General features: G+C 64.1%; 9 protein-coding genes. 2 read left to right on the forward strand and 7 right to left on the reverse strand.

All coding sequences use genetic code 11. The annotated features are described in order from the left end of the window. The coding region (locus ACF8EA_RS23390; RefSeq protein ID WP_392523437.1) for a non-ribosomal peptide synthase/polyketide synthase at window positions 1–14,695 on the reverse strand (14,695 nt) is incomplete at its 3' end. Window positions 14,696–14,943: 248 nt separating this feature from the next. On the opposite strand from ACF8EA_RS23390, the gene ACF8EA_RS23395 reads away from it, so the two are divergent. Beyond that, window positions 14,944–16,140, forward strand: coding sequence for a PepSY domain-containing protein (locus ACF8EA_RS23395; RefSeq protein WP_021784854.1), 1,197 nt, complete (start codon window positions 14,944–14,946; stop codon window positions 16,138–16,140). Next, a complete protein-coding gene (locus ACF8EA_RS23400; protein ID WP_392523439.1) occupies window positions 16,137–16,679 on the forward strand; it encodes a thiamine pyrophosphate-binding protein in 543 nt (180 codons plus the stop codon). The genes ACF8EA_RS23395 and ACF8EA_RS23400 overlap by 4 nt, the downstream gene beginning before the upstream one ends. A gap of 27 nt (window positions 16,680–16,706) precedes the next feature. On the opposite strand, the gene ACF8EA_RS23405 is transcribed toward ACF8EA_RS23400, so the two are convergent. The 6 genes from ACF8EA_RS23405 to odhB all read right to left on the reverse strand — a co-directional run bounded on the left by ACF8EA_RS23405 (window position 16,707) and on the right by odhB (window position 24,469). After that, complete coding sequence (locus ACF8EA_RS23405; protein WP_021784852.1) at window positions 16,707–17,456, reverse strand: DUF599 domain-containing protein; 750 nt, start codon at window positions 17,454–17,456, stop codon at window positions 16,707–16,709. Window positions 17,457–17,691: 235 nt separating this feature from the next. Beyond that, the gene (gene brnQ, locus ACF8EA_RS23410; RefSeq protein ID WP_392523440.1) at window positions 17,692–19,005 is read right to left on the reverse strand and encodes a branched-chain amino acid transport system II carrier protein; all 1,314 of its coding nucleotides are present in this window, start codon (window positions 19,003–19,005) and stop codon (window positions 17,692–17,694) included. 484 nt (window positions 19,006–19,489) lie between these two features. Continuing rightward, window positions 19,490–20,374 (reverse strand): succinate--CoA ligase subunit alpha, encoded by an 885-nt coding sequence (gene sucD / locus ACF8EA_RS23415; RefSeq protein WP_016393102.1) that lies wholly within the window; start codon window positions 20,372–20,374, stop codon window positions 19,490–19,492. Further along, window positions 20,374–21,540 carry an ADP-forming succinate--CoA ligase subunit beta gene (sucC, locus tag ACF8EA_RS23420; RefSeq protein WP_003254205.1) on the reverse strand — a complete coding sequence of 389 codons (1,167 nt, stop codon included), beginning with the start codon at window positions 21,538–21,540 and terminating at the stop codon, window positions 20,374–20,376. Before sucC ends, sucD begins: the two co-directional genes overlap by 1 nt. Window positions 21,541–21,712: 172 nt before the next feature. Next, a complete protein-coding gene (gene lpdA, locus ACF8EA_RS23425) occupies window positions 21,713–23,149 on the reverse strand; it encodes a dihydrolipoyl dehydrogenase (protein WP_021784850.1) in 1,437 nt (478 codons plus the stop codon). A gap of 96 nt (window positions 23,150–23,245) precedes the next feature. Continuing rightward, window positions 23,246–24,469: a 2-oxoglutarate dehydrogenase complex dihydrolipoyllysine-residue succinyltransferase gene (odhB, locus tag ACF8EA_RS23430; protein ID WP_021784849.1), complete on the reverse strand. Its 1,224-nt coding sequence runs from the start codon at window positions 24,467–24,469 to the stop codon at window positions 23,246–23,248. Between the last annotated feature and the right edge of the window lie 15 nt (window positions 24,470–24,484).

The following is a 24,484-nucleotide window of genomic DNA, read 5'->3' on the forward strand; positions in this document are numbered from 1 at the left end:
GTTCGAACCACGGTGCCAGGCTGTTGACGTCCAGCGCCTCGCCCCCGAACACCACGCTGCGCAGTGCCAGCGGCCGCTGCGGCTCGGCCGTGGTGGCCACCGCCATCAGTTGCTTGAACGCCGACGGGGTCTGGTTCAGCACCGTGACCTGTTCATCGGCCAGCAACTGGTAGAAGGCCTCGGGCGAGCGGCTGGTGTGCTGCGGCACGATCACCAGGCGCCCGCCATGCAGCAGGGCGCCGAAGATTTCCCACACCGAGAAGTCGAAGGCATAGGAGTGGAACAGGCTCCACACGTCGTCGCTGGCGAAGCGGAAGTCGGCGTCGGTGGCCGTGAACAGGCGCAGCACGTTGCGCTGCGGCAGCAGTACGCCCTTGGGGTTGCCGGTGGAACCGGAGGTGTAGATCACGTAGGCGAGGTTGTCCGGGCTGACCGTGACCGGCGAGCAGGCCAGCGGGTCGGCCTGGGTGCTGTCATCGTTGCTTTCCAGGCTGAGCACGCGCACGCCTGCCGGCACTGGCAGGCTGGCCAGCACCTGGGGCTGGGCCAGCAGGCGCTGCAGGCCGCTGTCTTCGATCATGTAGGCCAAACGGTCGGCCGGGTAGGCCGGGTCCAGCGGCACGTAGGCACCGCCGGCCTTGAGGATGGCGAAGATGCCGACGACCATGTCCAGCGAGCGCTCGGCAGCCAGGCCGACCAGCACGTCGGGCCCGACCCCGTCGTCGACCAGGCGCCGGGCCAGGGCGTTGGCGCGCTGGTTGAGCTGGGCATAGCTCAGGGCCTGGCCTTCGCAGGTGACGGCAATGGCATCGGGGGTGCGCTGCACCTGGGCCTCGATGCGGCTGTGCAGGGCCTGATCGGCCGGGTGCTCGGCGGGGGCCGGGTTCCACTGGGCGAAGGTGGCCTGCTGCTGTTGCGCATCGAGCAGCGTCAGGCTGCCCAGCGCCTGGTGCGCCGAGGCCTCGACAATCTGCTCCAGTAACTGTCGCAGGTGCCCAGCCAGTTGCTCGACCTGCACGGCAGCGAAGCAGCCACGGTCGTAGCCGAAGGTCACCGACAGCGTCTCGCCCTGGTTGACCGCCAGGGTCAATGGGTAGTTGGCCTGCTCATGGTTGTGCACCGCATCGAAACGCAGCCCCTCGGGTGCCGTTTGCTGGAGGATCTCCGAGACCGGGTAGTTCTCGAACACCATGATGCTGTCGAACAGCCCCTCGCCGCCGTGACCGGCCCAGCGCTGGATCTCGAACAACGGCGTGTGTTCGTGTTCACGCAATTGCAGGTTGAGGCTTTGCAACGCTTGCAGCCATTGCACCACGGGTTGTTCCGGGCGCGGGCTGGCAACCACCGGCAAGGTGTTGATGAACAGCCCGATGTGCGCTTCGACGCCGCGCAGCTCGGCAGGGCGGCCCGCTACGGTGACACCGAATGCGACCGCCGCCTGCCCGGTATAACGCTGCAACAGCAACAACCAGGCCCCTTGCATCAAGGTGTTGAGGGTGACCTTGTGCTGCCGGGCAAAATCGCTGAGCTGGCGGGTTTGCTGGCGATCACGCAGCAAGACAACCTGCCCCTGCCCGGCCACGTCGGCTTCGGCCAATGGCTGGCCGGTCGCCAGGCTGCGGCTGAGCAGTGTGGGCTGTTCCAGGTCCGCCAGGCGGGCTTTCCAGAACTGCTCGCTGGCCTGCGCATCCTGGCGCTGCAACCAGCCGATGTAATCGCGGTAGCGCCCTGCCGGCGCCGCTGGGCGAGGCTCGCCGCGGGCCTGGGCACCGTATTGTTCGAGTACCTCCCCCAGCAGCTGCGAATAGCTCCAACCGTCCATGAGGATGTGATGGTTGGTATCGATCAGGTGGTAGCGATCGTCGCCAATGCGGATGACCTGGATGCGCTGCAGCGGCGCTTTACCCAGGTCGAACCCGCGCAGGCGTTCGGCGTTGGCCAGCTGGTCGAGCTCGATAGTCAGCTCCCGCCGCTCGCGCCAGTCCTGGTACACCAGCGCCACGGCCAAGTGCTTGTGGATCACCTGCAACGGTTGCTGCTGGCCCTGCCACAGCACACTGGCGCGCAGCACCTCGTGGCGGTCGTAGACTGCCTGCCAGGCGGCCCGCAGGCGTTCGGCATCCAGCCCCTGCACATCGGCACGCATCTGGTTGATGTAGTCACCGCTGCCTTGCTCGTACAGCGAGTGGAACAGCATGCCTTGCTGCATCGGCGACAGCGCGTAGATATCTTCGACTTGCGCCGCCGGTACCGGCAACGCATCGAGCTGGGCCTGGCTGAGGCCCGCCAGCGGGAAGTCCGAAGGTGTCATGCCCTGTTCACCGGCCTCGTTGGCCTGCAGGCAATGCTCGACCAGGCTGCGCAGCTCGCGCCCGTAATCGTCCGCCAGGTGTTGCACGGTCTGTTCGTCGAACAGGTCGAGGCTGAACGTCCAGCCCATGCGCAGCTCGCCGCCATAGACCTGGCCATTGAGGCTGAGCCAGTTTTCCAGCGGCGCGTCAGCGCTCTGTTCGGCGCCGACGCCCAGCCGGGAAGGTTGCAGCAAGGCATCACCGGCGCCATCGAAGCTGGCGTCGAACTGCCCCAGGTAGTTGAAGGTGATGCGTGGTGTTGCCAGGCCTTGCAGGGCCTGACGCTGCTCGTCACTGCCAAGGTAACGCAGCACACCGTAACCCAGGCCTTTGTTGGGGATGGCGCGCAACTGCTCCTTGACCTGCTTGATCGACGCGCCCAGCTCGCCCTCGACGCGCAGGCACACCGGATACAGGCTGGTGAACCAGCCGACGGTTCGGCTGAGGTCAAGGTCGGCGGACAGTTCTTCGCGGCCATGCCCTTCCAGCTGAATCAGCGTCGCGGCCTGGCCGCTCCAGCGTCCCACCACTCGCGCCAGCGCAGTCAGCAGCAAGTCGTTGACCTGAGTACGATAGGTGGCGGGAGCCTCTTGCAGAAGCTGCCGGGTCACTTCGCGATCAAGTTGCGTGCTGACCGTACGCGCACGTCGGCGTTGTTGCCCGGCGCCCGGGTGGTCGCAGGGCAGCTCGGCGTGGTCGTGTTGCAACTGCGCCTGCCAGTACGCCAGCTCGCTGCCAAGCCCTTCGCTGCCGGCATAGGCTTGCAACTGCCCGGCCCAGTCCCTGAGCGAACTGGTCTTGGCCGGCAGCACCACCGCTTGGCCCGCCACGCATTGACGATAAGCACGCTGCAGGTCTTCCAGCAGGATCCGCCAGGACACCCCGTCGACCAACAGGTGATGGATCACCAGCAACAAGCGCTGGCACTCGCCCGGCTGCGTTACCAGCACCGCACGCACCAGGTCGCCATTGCCCAGGCACAGGCTGGCCTGGGCCTGGTCGCACAGTGCCTCCAGCGCCTGCGCATCGGCACAGTCACGCTGCCACAACAGCGCGTGGCGCACGTGCGCTTCGCCGAAGCTGGCGCGCCAGCCCTGTTCGCTTTCGTCGAACTTCAGGCGCAAGCCGTCGTGGTGCACCACCAACTGGTGCAGGGCGTGTTCCAGCCGGTCGACATCCAGCGGCTGCAAGGTGTCCAGCAGCACCGACTGGTTCCAGTGATGGCGTTCGGGAATAGCCAGCGCGAAGAATTCGGCCTGGGCCGGCAGCAGGTGCAGCTCACCGCTGACCGGGCCCTGGTCGATCTGCTGCTGAGCGGCACCCAGCCGAGCGACACGCGCCAGGCCCTGCACCGTCTGCTGCTCGAAAACATCCTTGGGGCTGAAGGCGATGCCGGCCTGGCGGGCGCGCCCGACCACCTGGATGGAAACGATCGAATCGCCACCCAGTTCGAAGAAGTTGTCGTCCAGCCCCACCTGCTCAAGCTTGAGCACGTCCTGCCAGATCGCGGCCAGCTGCTGCTCCAGTTCACTGCGCGGGGCAACATAGGCCTGGCGTGCCTGACTCATGTCCGGCAGCGGCAGCGCCTTGCGGTCTACCTTGCCGTTCGGCGTCAACGGCAGGCGCGCCATCAGCACCCAGTGCAGGGGTACCATGTAGTCGGGCAGACGGGCTTTCAGGCTGGCTTTGAGCTGTTGCTTGAGCGCGTCGGCAGCCACCGCGTCTTCAGCCACGCAATAGGCCACCAACTGCGGCCCGTTGGCGCCAGGCTGAGCCATCACCACCGCCTCGCGTACCTGATCGCTGTCGAGCAACGCGGCTTCGATTTCGCCCAGCTCGATACGGAAACCGCGGATCTTGACCTGGTGATCGACCCGGCCGACGTACTCCAGCACGCCGTCGGCACGGCGCCGGGCCAGGTCGCCAGTGCGGTACAGGCGCTCGCCGGGCGCCCCGCAAGGGTGCGGAATAAAGGCCTGGGCGGTACGCAGTGGGTCGCCGACATAGCCACGGCCCACGCCGGTTCCTGCCACGCACAGCTCTCCGGTGACGCCCAGCGGCGCCAGCTCCAATGCGGCGTCCAGCACATACAGGCGGTTGTTGTCGGTGGGGCTGCCAATGGGCAGGTACACGCCTTGCGTGCTCGCCAGGTCGACGCGGAAGAACGCCACGTCATCGGAACATTCAGCCGGACCATAGGCATTGACCAGCCCGACATCGGGATAGCGCTGCAACCATTGACGTGCGGTTTCCGGCGCCAGCGCTTCGCCGGTGGGCAGCATCCAGCGCAGCGATGGCACCGCAATGGCCGGGGTCTGGAACATACCCTGGATCAACGACGGCACGCTCTCGAGCACACTGATGCGCTGCTCGCGCACCTGCTGCAGCAAGGCTTCGGGATCATGGGCCAGTTCGTTTGGCACGATCTGTACACAGCCGCCAAACAGTGGCGCTGCAAGGAACTGCCACACGGAGATGTCGAAGCTCTGCGACGCAGTCTGGGCGATCACGTCGTCCGGCCCCAGGCCCAGGTAAGGCACCTTGCTCAGCTGGTTGTTGAGCATGCCCGCCTGCTCGACCATCACCCCTTTGGGCTGCCCGGTCGAACCCGAGGTGTAGATCACGTACGCCAGGTGCTGCGGGCCACTGTAGCGCTGCGGATCGTGCTCGGCGCTGTCAGGCCGGTCGAGGGTTTCCAGCACCAGCAGCTGCGGCCGCCGTGCCTCGTCCACTGCGTGCAGCAAGGCCTCGGCCTGCGCCTGGCACGCCTCGGTGCAGAGCAACACCGGGGTGCGGCTCAAGGCGACGATATGGCTCAGGCGTTGTTGTGGCAGGCCAGGGTCCAGTGGCAGGTAGCCGGCGGCGGCCTTGAAGGTGCCCACCATCATGCCCAGCAGCTCAAGGCTGCGCTGCGCCAGCAAGGCCACTGGCTGGTCAGGCCCGACCCCCAGGGCAATCAGCCCATGGGCCACACGGTTGGCACGGCGGTTGAGCTCGCTGTAGCTGTACTGCCGGTCGCCGCAGCGCGCCACGACCGCGTGCGGGGTACGGGCCACCTGCGCTTCGAACAGCCCGGCATAACTGTGCAGCAGCGGGTAATCGGCAGCCGTCTGGTTGACGTGCTGCAACAGCCCTTCGCGGGTGGCAGGGGCTACCAGGCAGAACGCGCCCAGGCAGCTGTCCAGCGGCAAGCTCAGGCACTGCTGCAGCACATGCTGGAAGTTGTCGGCCAGTGCAGCCAGCGCCGGGCGCTGCAGATGCTCCAGCGCATGGCTGTAGTGCAACTGCAAGGTCTGCCCTTGGCTGATCGACAGGGTCAGCGGGTAATGTGTCTGTTCGCGGCTGTAGACCTCGCCGAAGCTCAAGCCTGCCGGGGCACCCTGCTGCAGCGCTTCGGAAACGGGGTAGTTCTCGAAGACCAGGATGTTGTCGAACAAGGCCTCGCCGCCCTGCCCGCTCCAGCGCTGGATGTCGAACAGCGGGGTGTGTTCGAACTCGCGCATGGCCACGTTCTGCGCCTGCAACTGCTGCAGGAATTGCGCGAACGGCAGCTGCGGGGCCGGGCTGGCAGTGACCGGCAAGGTGTTGATGAACAGGCCCACCTGCTGCTCGATGCCCTTGAGCGCCGCCGGGCGCCCGGCAACCGTGGCCCCGAACGTGACGCTGTCCTGCCCGGTATAGCGTTGCAGCAGCAACAGCCAGGCACCCTGCAGCAAGGTGTTGAGGGTGACCTTGTGTTGGCGCGCCAGTGCCACCAGCTGCCCGGTGGTGGCGGCATCGATCACCTGCACATGCTCGGCGTAGCCCTGCCCGGCTTCGGCCTGGGCTTCGTAGGCAATGGCCTGCGCCAGGCGGGTGGGCCCTTGCAGATCGCGCAGGCAGTCTTTCCAGAACGCTTCACCGGCAGCGGCGTCCTGCCGGCCCAGCCAGCCGATGTAGTCGCTGTAACGGCTGGTGACCGGTGGCAATGCCGAGAGCTGACCGTCGCCCAGCAGGGCGTACTGGTGCAGCACTTCGCCCAACAGCTGGGAGTTGCTCCAGCCATCCATGAGGATGTGATGGCTGGTATAGAGCAAGTGCTGTCGGGCCGGACCAGTGCGCACCAGCGCCAGGCGCAGCAATGGCGCCTGGCTGAGGTCGAAGCCCTGCTGGCGCTGGTCGACTGCCAGTTGCTCGAGGGCAGCCTCAAGGCCTTCGCGCCCCTGCCAGTCGTGCACCACGAACGGCAGTTCAACGTGTTTGCGTACCACCTGCAGAGCCTGCTCGTGCTCCCAGTGGAACTGCGTGCGCAGGATATCGTGGCGCTGCAGCACGGCCTCCCAGGCACGGCGGAAACGCTCGACATCCAGGCCATCGACATCGACGCGCATCTGGTTCACGTAATCCCCCGCCTGCTGCTCGTACAAGGCGTGGAACAGCATGCCCTGCTGCATCGGCGCCAGCGGATAGAGGTCGGCGATCTCGGCCGCCGGCACTGGCAGTTGGTCCAGCTGGGTCTGCGACAGGCGCGCCAGCGGGAAGTCGGACGGCGTTACACCACACACCCCCGGTGTGCAGCAGTGCTCGATCAACGCCTGCAACTCGCGGGTGTAATCGGCGGCCAGACGCTCAAGGGTGGCGCTATCGAACAACTCGCGACTGAACGTCCAGCCCAGGCTCAGCTCACCGCCGTACACCTGGCCATTGAGGCTCAACAGGTTGCCCAGCGGCGCCTGCGCGTCGTGATCGGCGCCCTTGTCTTCCTTGGCCGGCACGAACAGCGCTTCGGCCTGATCGAAGCTGCCATCGAACTGGCCCAGGTAGTTGAAGGTGATTTCCGGCAGCGGTGCATGGCCCAACTGCTGGCGCGCCTCGGCGCTGCCCCATTGGCCCAGCACCCCGAAACCGATACCGTTGTCGGGAATGCTGTGCAGGTGTTGTTTGACCTGCTTCAAGGTGTGGGAAAGCTCACTGGGCACCACCAGCTTCAGCGGGAACACCGTGGTGAACCAGCCGAGCGTGCGGCTGAGGTCCAGGTCGTCGAACAGTGCTTCACGGCCATGACCTTCAAGCAGCACCGACACTTCGTCGCGCCCGGTCCAGCCTGCAATCACCCGCACCAGGGCTGCAAGCAGCAGGTCGTTGACACGTGTACGGTAGGCTGCCGGCGCCTCGCGCAGCAGCCGCTCGGTCCATGCGCGGTCCAGGCGGCTGTAAACCGTGTGGGCGTGGCACTGCAAATTGGCTGCGGCCAGGTCGCTGACCTGCCGACGTGGCAGTGCGGCGCGCCCTTGCAACTGCTCGCACCAGTAGCCAAGCTGGCCCTGCATGTGCGCTGCATGCCCCTGCAGGCGCTTGGCCCATGCCTGCATGGAATGGCTCTTGGCGGGCAGGTTCGGCTTGTTACCCGCAAACACGGCAGCGTAGGCCTGTTGCAGGTCCTCCAGCAGGATGCGCCATGACACCCCGTCCACCACCAGGTGATGAACGACCAACAGCAAGCGCTGGCTGCCGTCCGCCAGCGTTGCCAGCAGCGCGCGCAGCAATGGCCCGTTTTCCAGGTCAAGGCTGCGCTGTGCTTGCTCGAGCAACGTATGCAGCCCCCCTTCATCATCCACCGCGGCCTGCCACAGCAGTGCCGCCTGGGCGCACTGTGCGGGGCTGCGGTAGTGCGCCTTCCAGCCGTCATCGGCGGCTGCAAAACTCAGGCGTAAGACGTCATGGTGATCGACCATAGTTTGCAGCGCCTGTTCCAGGCTTGCGGCGCTCAAGGGCTGCCGTGGCTCAAGCAGTACCGACTGGTTCCAGTGGTGACGTGCCGGAATCGCCTGGGCAAAGAACAGCTGGTGTACAGGTAGCAGCTCCTGCTCGCCGCTGAGCGGCCCCTGGTCGGCCTGCGCTTCGCATGCACCGACTTGGGCAACGCTGGCCAGTGCTGCCACGGTCTGATGCTCGAACAGATCACGGGCACTGAACAGCAGGCCGTCCTGACGCGCCCGACTGACCAGCTGGATCGAGACGATCGAGTCGCCCCCGAGCTCGAAGAAGTTGTCACTCACGCCCACCTGCGGCAGCTTCAGCACGCGCTGCCACAACGCGGCAAGACGCTGCTCCAGGGCATTGCGTGGCGCCACGTAGGCCTGCTGCAGGGCGCTGAAGTCTGGTGCCGGCAGTGCTTTGCGGTCGAGCTTGCCATTGGGCAACAACGGCAGTTGCTCAAGCACCAGCCAGTGGGTCGGCAGCATGTAGTCCGGCAGGCTCTGGCGCAGCGCCGCCTTCAGCTGCTCGCGCTGCTCGGCCGGCCCGTGTGCGGCAATGCTATCGGCCAGCACCAGGTAAGCCGCCAGCAGCTTGCCGCTGGGGCCGTCCACGGCCACCACCACGGCCTCGCGCACCTCAGCGCAGGCCAGCAGGCACGCCTCGATTTCGCCCAGCTCGACACGGAAGCCGCGGATTTTTACCTGGTTATCGATTCGTCCCAGGTAATCGAACTGCCCGTCGGCGCGCAGGCAAACCTGGTCACCGGTGCGGTACAGACGCGCACCCTCGGTGCCAAACGGGTCGGGCACGAAGCGCTCGGCTGTCAGGCCCGGGCGCCCCAGGTAGCCGCGGGCCAGGCCGGCACCGCCTAGGTACAGCTGCCCGGGCACGCCTGCTGGCAGCAGGCCCAGGGCGGCGTCCAGCACACACGCACTGCGCTCACCGACAGGCTGGCCGATCGGTGCATAGGCGCTGTCGCAATGATCCCCGGCGCGGGTACGCCAGACCATCGGTGTGACCACGGTCTCGGTGGGGCCGTAACCATTGATCATCACCTGAGGTTGCAGGCTTTGCTGCACCCGCTCGTACGTCGCCCGCGGCATGGCATCGCCGCCAAAGCTGTAAAGACGAACCGGCGGAGGGTTACCGGCATGCGCCGCATGCTCGGCCAGCTGTTGCAGGTAGGCCGGCGGGAATCCGGCCATGGTCACCCCATGCCGGCGTATCTCCTCGTAGGTGCGCTCGGGGCTCCACAGCTCATCGTCGCGCAGCAGCAGGCTGCCACCCATGACCAGCGAGGTCAGCCAGCGTTCATGGGCACCGTCGAAGGCAAACGACAGGAAATGCAGCTCACGGTCCGCCGGGGTCATTTCGTACCATTGGCCAGTGGCCAGGCAGTGCATGGCCAGCGGCCCGTGTGCGACCGCAACGCCTTTGGGCTGGCCGGTAGAACCCGAGGTGTAGATCACGTAGGCCAGGTTCTGTGGGTTCAATGCCACGGTGGGCGCCTGTTCGGCGCCCGGCTGTTCAACCAGTTGGTCGAGCAGCAGCGTACGAATACCGGCCTGCACGTCCAGGCCCGGCAGCACCCGGCTGTGACTGAGCAACAGGTCGATGCCGCTGTCCTGCATCATGTAGGCCAGGCGCTCTGCCGGGTACTGAGGATCAAGCGGCAGGAACGCGCCACCGGCCTTGAGAATGCCCAGCAAACCGACAACCATGTCGAGCGAACGCTCCAGGGCGATGCCCACCAGCACGTCGGGGCCGACACCCAGCGCCCGCAGGCGGTGTGCCAGCTGGTTGGCCCGGGCCTCAAGCTCGCCGTAGCTCAGTTGCTGGTCGCCGACCAGCAACGCTACCGCTTGCGGTTGGCGCCGGGCCTGTTCGGCAATCAGCTGGTGAACCTCCGCCGGCGCAGCCGCGAGCCCCGCCCGTTGCCAGCCCTGCAACAGGGCCGCCTGCTCCTGCGGTGCCAGCAACGGCAGCTCGCCGACAGCCTGGCTTGGGTCGGCGACCAGGCCGCGCAGCAAGTTGCACCAGTGCTCAGCCATGCGTTGCAGGGTAGCGGCTTCGAACAGCTCGGCAGCGTAGAGAAACGACACGTTGATCGCCGCGTCGGTCTCCAGCGTTTCCAGGGTCAGGTCGAATTGCGCGGTGCCACCCTGCAGGGTCATTTCCTCGGCATGCAAACCTGCCAGGCTGGTGCTGCCCACCTGCTGCCCGGCAATGCTGAGGTGGTTGTACATCACCTGGAACAACGGGTTACGGTCCAGCGAGCGTTGCGGGTTCAAGGCTTCGACCAGGCGGTCGAACGGCAGGTCCTGATGCGCCTGCCCGGCCAGTGCCGTAGCCTTGACCTGGCTGAGCAGCGCTGCGCCGCTCATCGCCGGGTCGACTTCGACGCGCATGACCAGGGTATTGACGAAAAAGCCCAGGACGTTTTCCAGCTCTTGCCGGCTACGGTTGCTCACCGGTATACCGATGCGTACATCGGGTTGTTCGCAGTAGCGTTGCAACAACAGGGCAAAAGCGCCGAGGAACAGCTGGAACAGGGTCAGCTCATGCTCACGCGCCAACTGCCGCAAGCGCTGTGCCAGGTCGTTGTCCAAGGCGAACGCGACCCGCCCCAGACGGTGGTCTTTCAGCGCGCTGCGCGGGTGGTCGATTGGCAGTTCCAGGATGGGCTGCTCGCTTCCCAGCTGCCCGCGCCAGTAGTCCAGCTGGCGCTGGAGTTCGCCCTGGTCGAGCCAGTGCTTGTGCCAGGCGGCGTAATCGGCGTACTGGATCGGCAGCCGGGCCAGCGCCGGCGCCTCCCCCCGGTGCAAGGCCTGGTACAGGGCAACGAACTCACGCACCATCACGCTCATCGAGCCACCATCGGAAATGATGTGGTGCAAGGTGACCACCAGCAGCTGGTCCTGCTCGCCCAACTGCAGCACCTTGGCGCGCCACAACGGGCCGGTGCCCAGGTCGAACAGCCGCTGGGTCTCGGCCAGTACCTGAGCCTGTATCTGTGCCAGCTCGGCTGTTGCCGGCAGTCGGTCCCAGGCCAGCGGTAATTCACCCGCAGGCTGGATGCGCTGCAGCAACACGCCATCGCGCTCGACGAACGTAGTGCGGAAGGCTTCATGGCGCTCGCAGAGGATCGAGAAGGCCTGGGTCAATGCGGCACGATCCAGTTCGCCGCGCAGGCGCACGACCATAGGTGTGTGGTAGGCGGTGCTGTGCGGCTGCATCTGCCAGAACAGCCATTGCCGCTGCTGGGCATGCGACGCGACCAGGGGCTGGTCACGCGGCACCGCTGCGATCGGCTCGACTTGCTGGGCGCCAGCGCCCAGTACCTGTTCGGCAAAGGCCTGTAGCGAGTTGCTTTCGAAAAGGCTGCGCAACGGTACGTCACGCCCAAGGATGCGCCGGACCCGGGCGATGATCTGCGTCGCCAGCAGGGAATGCCCACCCAGGGCAAAGAAGTTGTCGTCAAGCCCTACCTGGGCGACGTTCAGCACGTCCTGCCAGATCAGCGCCAGCTGCTGCTGCAAGGTTGTCTGCGGAGCACGGTAGGCCTGTGCCGGGCCATCGTCAGGCACAGGCAAGGCACGCAGGTCGAGCTTGCCGTTGAGTGTCAGTGGCATGCCGGGCAATGCCATGAAGCGGCTCGGCAGCATGTAGTCCGGCAACTGCCTGGCCAGCGCCGCTTGTACTTCGGCAAGCACCTGCGGGGCATCGGCCTGGCTGTCAGGGACCACGTAGGCCACGATGCGGGCCGCGCTGCCACTGCCGTGGATAACGGCCACGGCGTCGTGGACACGGGGCTGGCGCTTCAGGGTGTCGGTGATTTCACCCAGTTCGATCCGGTAACCGCGAATCTTCACCTGATGGTCAACCCGCCCCAGGTAATCGACCTGGCCGTTCGCCAATTGCCGCGCCAGATCGCCGGTACGGTACACGCGGCTACCGGCGGCACCGAACGGGTTGGGCACAAAGCGTTCGGCCGTCATCGCCGCGCGGCGGTGATAGCCTCGCGCTACCCCTGCGCCGGCAAGATACAACTCGCCCTGGCAGCCGGTGCTCAGCGGTTGCAGCGAAGCGTCCAGCACATAAGCCTGCATGTTGGCCAACGGCCGCCCAAGCGGCGCACGCCCCGTCGCCGGTGGCGCCTCGACCGCATCAGCGAGCGCACCCACGGTGGTTTCGGTGGGGCCGTAATGGTTGAACAGCGTGCAGTGTGGGGCCAGCTGCGCCAGTTGTGCCATCAGCCCGGCGGGGCAAGCCTCGCCGCCCAGCACCAGCGCACGCTGCGGCAGTGCCCGGGCCGGGTGTGGGCCATCGAGCAATGCCTGCAGGTGGGAAGGGACGATTTTCAGCACGTCCACGGCATGTGCGTGCATGTAGGCGGCGAAGCGCTCAGCGTCCAGGCTGATGTCCAGGGCAATCACATGCAGGCAGCTGCCGCTGCACAGTGCGCCGAACAGGGTGGTGTGGCCAAGGTCGGCCGCCAGCGTGGAAACCACCGCCATGCTCGCGACCCGGCCCAGCGCCAGGCGCTGCAAGGCCGCCTGCACGTAGTTGGCCAGGGCGCCATGGCTGATGGTGACACCCTTCGAACGCCCGGTAGAGCCCGAGGTATAGATGACATAGGCCAGGTTATCGGCATTCAGCTGAGCAGGCGGAGCCGTCGTACTGAAGCGCGCCAGTTCCTCTGCTGCCTGGTCGAGTACCAGGTAGCGCACTTGTGTGTCCTGCGGTAGACGGGCCAGCAGCGCCTGCTGGGTCAGCAGCAGTTGAACACCGCTGTCGTCGAGCATGTAGGCAAGCCGCTCTTGCGGGTATTCGGGGTCGAACGGCACATAGGCACCGCCGGCCTTGAGGATGGCCAGCAGGCCAACGATCATCTCCACCGACCGTTCGACTGCAATACCCACCAGTACTTCAGGCCCGACGCCCCACTCGATCAGTTGGTGTGCCAGCCGGTTGGCATCGGCATCGAGTTCGGCATAGCTCAGTTGCCGGTCGCCGAACACCAGTGCCGGGGCCTGCGGCTGCTGCGCCACCTGCGCGGCGAACAGCGCAAGTATGCTGTCGACGGCGAACTCGCTGGCGGCCGGTTGGCTGGCCTGCAGCAGCCGCTGCCGCTCGCCGGCACCCAGCAGCGGCAATTCGCCGATGGCCGCCAGCGGGTCGGCGGCCATGGCCTGCAACAGGTTCAGCCAATGGCTCGCCATACGCTCGATGGTGGCCGGGGCGAACAATTCGCGGGCATAGGTGAAGGCTGCCTGCACCTGGCCGTCGCGCTCCACGGTATCGAGGGTGAGCTCGAACTGGACACTGCGCTCGTGGCGCTCCAGCACGTGCAGCTCAAGGCCTGATTCGCTGCGCAAGGCGCCGATGTCGGCGACGTTCGCCTGATGGTTGTGCAACACCTGGAACAACGGCGTATGGCTGAGGCTGCGCTCGACTTGCAGGCCTTCGACCAAACGCTCGAACGGCAAATCCTGGTGGGTCTGGGCCGCGCGGGTGGTTTCGCGGATATCGGCCAGCAATTGGGCGACGGACATCTGCGGGTCGAGCTCGGTGCGCAACACCTGGGTGTTGACGAATACGCCAATCAGCCCCTCGACTTCTTGGCGATTGCGGTTGGCGACCGGCACCCCGACACGGATGTCCTGCAGGCCACTGTAATGTTGCAAAAGCAGCTTGAAACCGGCCAACAGCACACTGAACAAGGTGACCCCTTGCTGACGCGCCAGGCCCGCCAGGCGCTCGCTCAGGCCCTGTGGCACCGCGATGGGCAGGCGCTGGCCCTGGCGACTGGCATGCAGCGGGCGCGGGTAGTCGGCAGGCAGCTGCAATACCGGGTGCTGGTCGCCCAGCTTGGCCTGCCAGTAAGCCAGCTGTCGCGCCTGCTCCCCGGCCTCCAGCCAACGCCGCTGCCACAGCGCATAGTCACTGTACTGGATCGGCAACTCAGGCAGCACCGGCACCTGCCCGCGAACCAAGGCGTCGTAGCCGTGGACGAATTCCTGGATGAGCACGTTCATCGACCAGCCGTCGGCGACGATATGGTGCAGGGTCAACAGCAGCACGTGCTCCTGTGCCGCCAGCTTCAACAAGCGTACGCGAAACAGCGGGCCCTGCTGGAGGTCGAAGGGCAAACCGGCTTCGTCCCGGACGGCTTGCGCTACAGCGGCGTCGCGGGCCTCGCCGGCCAGCGCCTGAAGGTCGTGTTCTTCAATGACGATGGCCGCTGGCTGCACCACTTGCACCACTTCGTCACCCTGGGTCTGGAACACAGTACGCAGGGCCTGGTGTCGCTGCAGTACCTGCTCGAACGCGCGCTGGACCGCCGAGGTGTCCAGCGCCCCTTTCAGCACCACCGCACTGGGCAGGTTGTAGGCGGCACCGTGTGGGTCCAGTTGCCACAGAAACCACATGCGCTGCTGGGCATAGGACAGTGCATGGCGATCGTCGACAGCAACGTCCGCAGGGATCGGGAATTGTGAAAAGTCGATACCCTCGCTGGCCAGGGTTTCGAGAAACAGCCGCCGCTTTTCCACCGGTAGCTCAATGAAACGGCGGGCGAGCTTCAGGGACTTCTCAACATTCATCGGGATTCATCCGTGCACATGGGTTTCGAGTAACAACTCGGCTATCCCTACGAAACGGATGGAACACCGGGAAAATTAACCCGTCACGGCCACCGGCAAAGGCAGGCTCAGCGGGGGCCTGGGGTTCGCCATGACAGACGGTTTTCCGGTTTGCCTGCCCTCGCGCGTCATAAGGGTACCGGCGGGATTTTCCTCATACCGCGAGGGATCGACGCGCAAGCCACCCAAACCACAAGGCACCGGCCCCTATGTCCAAGAAGTCACGCTCGAAACTCTGGTTCCTGGTTCACAGCTGGCTGGCCCTGCCCATCTGGTTCTTCGTGCTGATCGTCTGCTTCACCGGCACCCTGGCAGTGGTCAGCCAGGAGCTGGTGTGGCTGGCCAAACCGGAGATACGCGCGGCGAAGCCGAGCGATGATGCGCCACTGCTGACCTACGACCAGGTGCTCAAGGCCCTGCGTGAAGCGCGCCCCGAGCTGGATGTGCAATACATCATGCGCCCGGACGAGTCGCACTTTGCGCTGCAGGTGCAGGTGGTGCAGCCGGACAACACCACCCAGAACCTCTACGTGAACCCCTATACAGGCAAGATCCAGGGCATCAGCCCCTCCTTCGACTTTCGCCAGTTCACCCGCGCCTTGCATGGCTGGTGGCTGGTACCTTTCGGCAACGGCTACCCGTGGGGGTGGTACCTGGTCTCGCTGCTGGGCTTGCCGATGCTTGCCTCGCTGGTCACCGGCCTGGTCGTCTACAAGCGCTTCTGGAAAGGCTTTCTGAAACCTACCCTGCGCTTTCGCCAAGGTGCGCGCATCTTCTGGGGTGACTTCCATCGCCTGAGCGGTATCTGGTCGATCTGGTTCATTGCCGTGATCGCGATCACCGGCACCTGGTTCCTGATCCAGGCGTTGCTGGCCGACAACCACATCTCGATCTCAAGCCGCGACGTACCCGCGGTGGTGGCCCGCGATGACGTACCGCTGCTGCAGGCTGGCGAAGCGCCCCGGCTGGTCAGCCTGGAGCATGCCATCGAAACGGTAAAGGCGCAGATCCCCGGCTTCGAGGCATCCTTCGTGCGCCTGCCAGGCAATGCCTATGACACCTTCAACATCCGTGGCCGCGGCTGGTACCCGCTGATGTTCCAGAGCGCCAGCATCAACCCGTACACAGGCGTGGTCGCCACCTCGCACACCCTGGATGATCGCACCTCACTGGAGTTCGTCACCGAATCCATGCGCCCGTTGCACACTGGCGACTTCGGCGGGCTGTGGGTCAAGATGATCTGGTTCGTTTTTGGCCTGGTGCTGACCTTGATGGTGCTCAGCGGCCTGTTGATCTGGAGCAAGCGCACCGCACAGGCCACTGCAGCCGCACTGAAACGCAAGCCGCGCAGCGCACCAACGGCCACCGCCGCGCAAGACGCCCACCTGCCGGAGACCGCCCGATGAGCCGAGCCACCACCACCGACGCACCTTCGGCCTCACGCCGCCTGTGGCTGAAATGGCGCTTTCACCTGAACATCCTGCTGATACTCGTCCCTTTGGGGTTCATGCCCAGGTATTTTGCCGACCAGGCATTGTTCAAAGGAGAAGCCGGGCTGGGTGAGCGTGAGGCGGGTGTGGTCGCAGTAGGCCCATGGAGCCTGCGTCTGGCCGAATTCCGTGCTGCGGCGCCCCGCCAGGAAGGCCCAGCCGGGTATTTCAAGAGTTTCAGTGCGGCGCTGTGCAACCACTGTATCGGCGAAGTGAAGGCCACTTACCTGCGGGTGGGCAAGCCACGCAGCCTGCGCGCGGCCGGGAGCATTTTCTTCGGTTCACCGTACAGCATGGGCGCTTCCGTCCCGGTTCCAGCCAAGACCCGGCCCAGCGCTGAACTGTGGATCACCATGGAGGGCTGGGATGGCAGCGTGCACCAGGCTTCGATTCCCCTGAGCCAGGCCTCGCCAGCGACAGTCGCCTGGCTGCAGACGCAGGCTGGCAGCCGCTAGACAACCGGGTGGCGCCCCCTGATCGGCTCAAGCGTTGCCAGCGGCGCTTTCCTTTCCCGCGTCCGTGGGGGCACTTTCAGTGGGCGTGAAGACCATCACATCCAGTACATCGGAATGGAACTCACGGCGGTACAGGATCAATACCACGCCCACACTCACCACCATGAACAGCCAGGGGCTGATGAACCAGGTCAGCATGGCCATGCCGAAATAGTACGAGCGCAGGCCGAAGTTGAACTGGTTGGCAGCCAGTGAAAGCACGCGCGCCGCGCGGGAGGCGAACGCCTTTCGCTCCAGCTCGTTGACCAGCCGCTCGCCGATCATCGGCGCCGACCCCACCAGCACAGCGGCAAAATTGTATTGGCGCATGCACCAGCTGAACGTGAAGAAGGCATAGACAAATACCATGGCCAGGCACAGCAGCTTGATCTCCGACATGCCCTGGGATGTCTGCTGAACCAGCGGCAGGTCGGCCAGCAACGACAGAGCCCGGTCGGAGGCACCGAGCACGGTGAGGATGCCAGCCAGAATGATCAGGGTGCTGGAGGCAAAGAACGAGGCGTTGCGCTCCAGATTACCGATCACGCTGGCATCGGCGATGCGGTTGTCGCGCAGCAACATGCGGCGCATCCAGTCTTCGCGGTACAGGTGCAGCACACTGGCCAGGCAAGCGGTGTCGCGCCCCTTCCAGATCGCATAGCGGGTATAGCCACCCCAGCACAGGGCGAACCAGGCGATGGCCAGCAGGTTGTTGAGGTTGCTTTGGATGAAGTTCATGCAGGGTTACCGAAAGGGCCATGTGCCTAAAGGATAGGGACCGGATTTCGACGCTGGCAAGCGGCAAAAGGCACACCTGCACACTGGAAAATGCCTGGCCTGCTGCGAAGAGACTGTAACAGGCAAGCAACGAAAAGCCCCGCATCCTTACGGATACGGGGCTCTCTTGTTTTCACCCTTGGCGCGCACCCTTCGGCTTGTGGCCGGTGCCGCCCTCAGGCTTCGACTTGTGCGGTCAGGCCAACGCCTCGCGCGGCTTGCCGAGCATGCGGTCGCAGGCCACGGCACCCGCCAGGGTCACCACCGAAGGCACCAGCCAGGCCATGCCGGCATCACTCAATGGCAGGTGCGCCATGAAGTCCGGCAACACGTGGGCAAGGCTGCTGCCCTTGATCGCATCGACCATGCCGAACAGCAGCGATACCAGCATCACGGGCGCCAGGATGCGCGTTGGCGAGTTCCACAGGTCTTTCACGAAACTCAGGCCGACCACCACGATGCACGGTGGATAGATGGCGGTGAGCACCGGGATCGAGAACATGATCAGCTTGGTCAGGCCAAGGTTGGAAATCAGCAGCGAGAAGCCGGCGAGGATCACCACCAGTGCGCGGTACGACAGCGGCAGAATCTTGCTGAAGTACTCGGCGCAGGCACAGGTCAGGCCAACTGCGGTTACCAGGCAGGCCAGCGCGATCAGCACGGCCAGGAAGCCGCTGCCCAGCGAGCCGAAGGTGTGCTGTACGTAGGCATGCAGCACCGCGGCACCGTTGGTCGCGTCAGCCGCGATATCGTGGCTGGTGGCACCCAGGCGGAACAGGCTGATATATACCAGCGCCAGGCCGACACCTGCGATCAGGCCAGCGATGATGGCGTAACGGGTGATCAGCTTCGGCGACTCCACCCCGCGCGAGCGGATGGCGTTGACGATGACGATACCGAACACCAGGGCACCCAAGGTATCCATGGTCAGGTAGCCGTCGGAGAAGCCCTTGGAGAATGCGGCAGCGGCATAGGCCGGCTGTGCGTCACCAATGGTTCCGGCTGGCAGGGCGAAGGCAGCGATGCCCAGCACCGCCAGGGCGATGATCTTCAACGGTGCCAGGAAGCGGCCTACGGTATCGAGCAGCTTGCCCGGGTACATGGACACCGCCAGTACCACGACGAAGTACACCAGGCTGTAGATGAACAGCGCCAGCGGGCTCTCACCGGTCAGCGGCGCAACACCCACTTCGAACGACACGGTCGCGGTACGCGGGGTGGCGAACAGCGGGCCTACCGACAGGTAGCACACGGCCGCCAGCAAGCCACCGAAGAACTTGCCAATCGGGCTGCTCAGGGCGTCCATGCCGCCACCGACCTTGGCCAGGGCGACCACGGTGATGACCGGCAGGCCGACGGCAGTCACCAGGAAGCCCAGTGCAGCCATCCATACATGCGGGCCAGACTGCAAACCGACGATAGGCGGGAAGATGATGTTGCCTGCACCCACAAAAAGCGCAAACGTCATAAAGCCAAGCGCCAGGATATCCTGGCCTTTGAGAACTTTCATTTAAGGTAGTACCACACTGCTGAAATCGGGATTCGAGAGGGGATTTCCCTTTGGATGAGGGGAAATGCTGCCCGGCTTGATAGGCCAGACCCGTTTAGCGTGTCGTTCCCTTTTGGGGTACGGGCACAGAGTGAACGCGTAATGTAACTGTTTTGTCAGTCAAACGCACTGGCACAGTGCTGCTTGTCCGATGTGCGTACATGTTTGTCGTCTGTGCGACCGAGGACAGGAGGAATTATCCTCGGATTGAAACATTCGTCTGCGTGAAAATTCCTATTAAACCTATCGAAGAATCCCTATCGCCAGCACCGGCCCCTTCGCGGGTGAACCCGCTCCCACAGGTACTGCATAGCCCCCCAGGGATTGTCATCTCTCTGAGGGGGCGTGCTTACCCACGAAGAGGGCGGCATAGGCATACAGAAACCCCACATACGACAAAGGCCACCCGAAGGTGGCCTTTGTGCGCGTGGGGGGTGTAGCAGTATTACTTCTTGGCTTCCCAGCCAGTCAGCTCGGCCAGGGCCTTGCCGATGTCAGCCAGGGAACGCACGGTTTTCACACCCGCGTCCTGCAGAGCGGCGAACTTCTCGTCCGCAGTGCCCTTGCCGCCGGAGATGATGGCGCCAGCGTGGCCCATGCGCTTGCCCGCAGGTGCAGTAACACCGGCGATGTAGGAAACGACAGGCTTGGTGACGTTGGCCTTGATGTAGGCCGCAGCTTCTTCTTCAGCCGAACCGCCGATCTCACCGATCATGACGATCGCTTCAGTCTTCGGGTCTTCCTGGAACAGCTTCAGGATGTCGATGAAGTTGGAGCCCGGGATCGGGTCACCGCCGATGCCGACACAGGTCGACTGGCCGAAGCCGGCGTCGGTGGTCTGCTTCACAGCTTCGTAGGTCAGGGTGCCGGAACGCGAAACGATACCGACCTTGCCTGGCAAGTGGATGTGACCTGGCATGATGCCGATCTTGCACTCGCCCGGGGTGATGACACCTGGGCAGTTAGGGCCGATCAGGGTAACGCCCAGCTCGTCGCACTTGACCTTGGCATCCAGCATGTCCAGGGTAGGAATGCCTTCGGTGATGCAGACGATCAGCTTGATGCCGCCAAAGGCAGCTTCCAGGATCGAGTCCTTGCAGAACGGAGCCGGTACGTAGATGACCGAAGCGTCAGCGCCGGTAGCTTCCACGGCTTCCTTGACGGTGTTGAACACCGGCAGGCCCAGGTGGGTGGTGCCACCCTTGCCTGGGGTTACGCCGCCGACCATCTTGGTGCCGTAGGCAATGGCCTGTTCGGAGTGGAAAGTACCCTGCGAGCCAGTGAAGCCTTGGCAGATGACTTTGGTGTCTTTATTGATCAGGACGCTCATTACTTGCCCTCCGCAGCTTTGACAACTTGTTGAGCAGCGTCGGTCAGGCTGGTTGCCGCAATGATGTTCAAACCGCTTTCTGCCAGTACTTTAGCGCCCAGTTCGGCGTTGTTGCCTTCGAGGCGAACGACAACCGGAACTTTGACGCCGACTTCTTTCACTGCACCAATGATGCCTTCGGCAATCATGTCGCAGCGAACGATGCCGCCGAAGATGTTGACCAGAACGGCCGCGACATTGCTGTCGGACAGAATGATCTTGAACGCTTCGGTTACGCGCTCTTTGGTAGCACCACCGCCAACGTCAAGGAAGTTGGCCGGCTTGCCGCCGTGCAGGTTGACGATGTCCATGGTACCCATGGCCAGGCCGGCACCGTTGACCATGCAGCCGATGTTGCCTTCAAGGGCAACGTAGTTCAGTTCGAACTTGGCAGCGTGGGCTTCACGGGCATCGTCCTGCGACGGGTCGTGGAAGGTTTTCAGCTTCGGCTGACGGTACATGGCGTTGGCGTCGATGTTGATCTTGGCATCGAGGCAGTGCAGGTCGCCATCGGCCTTGATCACCAGCGGGTTCACTTCCAGCAGCGCCAGGTCGTGATCCTTGAACAGCTTGGCCAGGCCAACGAAGATCTTGGCAAACTGTTGAACTTGCTTGCCTTCCAGGCCCAGCTGGAATGCCAGCTCGCGACCCTGGAACGGCTGAGCGCCGACCAGTGGGTCGATGGTGGCCTTGAGGATTTTCTCAGGCGTTTCGTGAGCGACTTTCTCGATGTCCACGCCACCTTCGGTGGAAGCCATGAACACGATACGGCGGCTCGAACGATCGACTACAGCGCCCAGGTACAGCTCTTTGGCGATGTCAGTGCAGGATTCGACCAGAATCTTGGAGACGGGTTGACCGTTGGCATCGGTCTGGTAGGTAACCAGATTCTTGCCCAACCACTGTGCAGCAAACGCCTTGGCGTCTTCCTTGCTGCGAACCAGCTTTACGCCGCCCGCTTTACCGCGACCACCCGCGTGAACCTGGGCTTTTACAACCCACTCGTTCCCGCCGATCTTGTCGCAGGCTTCTGCAGCTTGCTCAGGGGTATCGACTGCGAAACCCTTGGAAACTGGCAGGCCGTATTCAGCGAACAGCTGCTTACCCTGATACTCGTGAAGATTCATGCTTTTTACCGTCTTCGTTAGGTACTGCGCTTCGGCGCTGCGCCATCAGTGGCGCCGCACCACCTGTGACCGTTGACCCCGGGTTATCCCATGTGATCCGGTCCGGCGGACTTTCCGCGGTGAGTCATGCACGCAAGACTCACGACGGGCAGCCCGCCGTGGTTTCTTATAATTAACGCTTCTTACGGTTGGCCACGTGAATGGCGCCGCCATTCACCGCCAGCGCTGCTTCATGCAACGCTTCGGACAGGGTTGGATGGCTGAAGACCATCATGCCCAGATCCTCGGCACTGGTGCCGAATTCCATTGCGATTGCGCCCTGCTGCACCAGTTCGGCAGCCGATGGGCCAATCACGTGAACACCCAGAACGCGGTCGGTCTTGGCATCGGCGATGACCTTGACGAAACCGCCGGTGTCGTTGGCAGCCATCGCACGGCCGCTGGCCGCGAACGGGAAGGTGCCCACGTTAACCTCAACGCCCTCGGCCTTCAAGGCCTGTTCGGTCTTGCCGACCCACGCGATTTCCGGGTGGGTGTAGATGACCGAAGGGATCAGGTCGTAGTTCATCTGGGCCTTGTGGCCCTTGATGCGCTCGACGACCATGATGCCCTCTTCCGAAGCCTTGTGGGCCAGCATCATGCCGCGTACCACGTCACCGATGGCGTACACGCCCGGAACGCTGGTGGCGCAGTAATCGTCGACGAAGATGTAACCACGCTCGTCGATGGTCACGCCGCTGTCGGAAGCCAGCAGATCGGTGGTCACCGGACGACGGCCGACTGCGACAATCAGCTTGTCGAAGGTGATCTTCTGCTCGCCTTCGGCGTTGGTGTAGGTCACTTCGACTTCATTGCCGTTGACTTTCGAGCCGGTGACGCGAGCGCCCAGCTTGATGTCCAGGCCTTGCTTGGTCAGGGTCTTCTGGGCTTCTTTCGACACGGCGGTGTCGGCAGCCATCAGGAAGGTGTCCAGGGCTTCCAGCACGGTGACTTCAGCACCCAGGCGAGCCCATACCGAGCCCAGCTCCAGGCCGATCACGCCTGCACCGATAACGCCCAGGCGCTTCGGTACGGCCTGGAATTCCAGGGCGCCGGTGGAGTCGACGATGACGTTCTGGTCGACCGGGGCCGGTGGAATGTCGATCGGGCGCGAGCCGGAAGCCAGGATCACGTTCTCGGCTTCGATGATTTCGGTGGTGCCGTCAGCCTTGGTGACTTCGACCTTCTTGCCGGCCAGCAGCTTGCCGTGGCCCTGGATCGAAGTAACGCCGTTGGCCTTGAACAGGGTGGCAACACCACCGGTCAGGTTCTTGACGATGCCAGCCTTGCGGCCAACCATCGCGGCGACGTCCATCTTCACTTCGCCAGTGGAGATACCGTGGACGTTGAAGCTTTCTTTGGCTTCCTTGTACTTCCAGGAGCTGTCCAGCAGCGCCTTGGAAGGGATGCAACCTACGTTCAGGCAGGTGCCGCCCAGGGCCAGTTTGCCCTCGGCGTCTGTGTATTTCTCGATACAGGCAGTCTTCAGACCAAGTTGGGCAGCCTTGATGGCAGCCACATAGCCGCCAGGACCTGCACCAATCACCACTACGTCGAATTTCTGGGTCATAAAAGATTCCTTTTTAGCTTCAAGCGGCAAGCTGCAAGCCGCAAGACCAGCAGGCTTCAGCTTGAAGCTTGCGGCTTGCAGCTTACAGCTGCGCGATTAGATGTCCAGCAGCAGGCGGGACGGATCTTCCAGCAGGTTCTTGATAGTGACCAGGAAGGTTACCGCTTCCTTGCCGTCGATCAGGCGGTGATCGTACGACAGCGCCAGGTACATCATCGGGCGAATCACGACCTGGCCATTGATGGCCATCGGGCGCTGGATGATGTTGTGCATGCCGAGAATGGCGGCCTGCGGCGGGTTGACGATCGGGGTCGACATCATCGAACCGAAGGTGCCACCGTTGGTGATGGTGAAAGTGCCACCGGTCATCTCTTCGATGGCCAGTTTGCCGTCACGGGCCTTCTTGCCGAAGGTAGCGATACCGTTCTCGATTTCAGCCAGGCTCATCGACTCGGCGTTACGCAGCACCGGTACCACCAGGCCACGGTCGCTGGACACGGCAACACCGACGTCGGCGAAGCCGTGGTAGACGATGTCGTTGCCGTCGATCGAGGCGTTGACGGCCGGGAAGCGCTTCAGCGCTTCGGTAGCAGCCTTGACGAAGAACGACATGAAGCCCAGGCGCACGCCATTGTGGGTCTTCTCGAACAGGTCCTTGTACTTCGAACGCAGGGCCATGACTTCGGTCATGTCCACTTCGTTGAAGGTGGTCAGCATCGCCATGTTGGACTGGGCTTCGACCAGACGCTCGGCGATCTTGGCACGCAGGCGGGTCATCGGCACGCGCTTCTCGGTACGGTCGCCAGCAGCGACGACAACCGGGGCAGCGGCAGCAGCGGCAGGCTTGGCAGCCGGTGCAGCGGCAGGTGCCGACTTCTTGTTGGCAACAGCAGCAACCACGTCTTCCTTGGTGACGCGACCGCCTTTGCCGGTACCTGCCACGGTAGCCAGGTCGATGCCGTTTTCTTCAGCCAGCTTGCGCGCGGCCGGGGCAGCAATCGGGTCATCTTCACCGGCGTCAGCGGCAGCAGCGGCCGGAGCAGCAGCAGGAGCGGCTGCCGCGGCTGGTGCTGCGGCAGCACCGCCTTCAACGATCGAACCCAGCAGTTCGTCGGACAGGACGGTGTCGCCCTCGCCCTTGACGATATCGCCCAGCACGCCATCGGCAGTAGCCAGTACTTCCAGGACAACCTTGTCAGTCTCGATGTCGACGATCAGCTCGTCACGCTTGACGGCTTCGCCCGGCTTCTTGTGCCAGGTGGCAACGGTGCCGTCGGCAACCGATTCCGGGAAGGTTGGGGCTTTGATCTCGATAGCCATTATCTGTGTTTCCTT

The sequence above is a fragment of the Pseudomonas sp. YQ_5 genome (assembly GCF_043103305.1).
Taxonomy (GTDB): Bacteria; Pseudomonadota; Gammaproteobacteria; order Pseudomonadales; family Pseudomonadaceae; genus Aquipseudomonas; species Aquipseudomonas putida_Y.

Bases quoted from the DNA above. Each gene is read 5' to 3' on its own strand.
- ACF8EA_RS23395 (WP_021784854.1), top strand. From the start codon at position 14,944: ATGTCCAAGAAGTCACGCTCGAAACTCTGGTTCCTGGTTCACAGCTGG.
- ACF8EA_RS23400 (WP_392523439.1), top strand. From the start codon at position 16,137: ATGAGCCGAGCCACCACCACCGACGCACCTTCGGCCTCACGCCGCCTG.
- ACF8EA_RS23405 (WP_021784852.1), bottom strand. From the start codon at position 17,456: ATGAACTTCATCCAAAGCAACCTCAACAACCTGCTGGCCATCGCCTGG.
- brnQ (WP_392523440.1), bottom strand. From the start codon at position 19,005: ATGAAAGTTCTCAAAGGCCAGGATATCCTGGCGCTTGGCTTTATGACG.
- sucD (WP_016393102.1), bottom strand. From the start codon at position 20,374: ATGAGCGTCCTGATCAATAAAGACACCAAAGTCATCTGCCAAGGCTTC.
- sucC (WP_003254205.1), bottom strand. From the start codon at position 21,540: ATGAATCTTCACGAGTATCAGGGTAAGCAGCTGTTCGCTGAATACGGC.
- lpdA (WP_021784850.1), bottom strand. From the start codon at position 23,149: ATGACCCAGAAATTCGACGTAGTGGTGATTGGTGCAGGTCCTGGCGGC.
- odhB (WP_021784849.1), bottom strand. From the start codon at position 24,469: ATGGCTATCGAGATCAAAGCCCCAACCTTCCCGGAATCGGTTGCCGAC.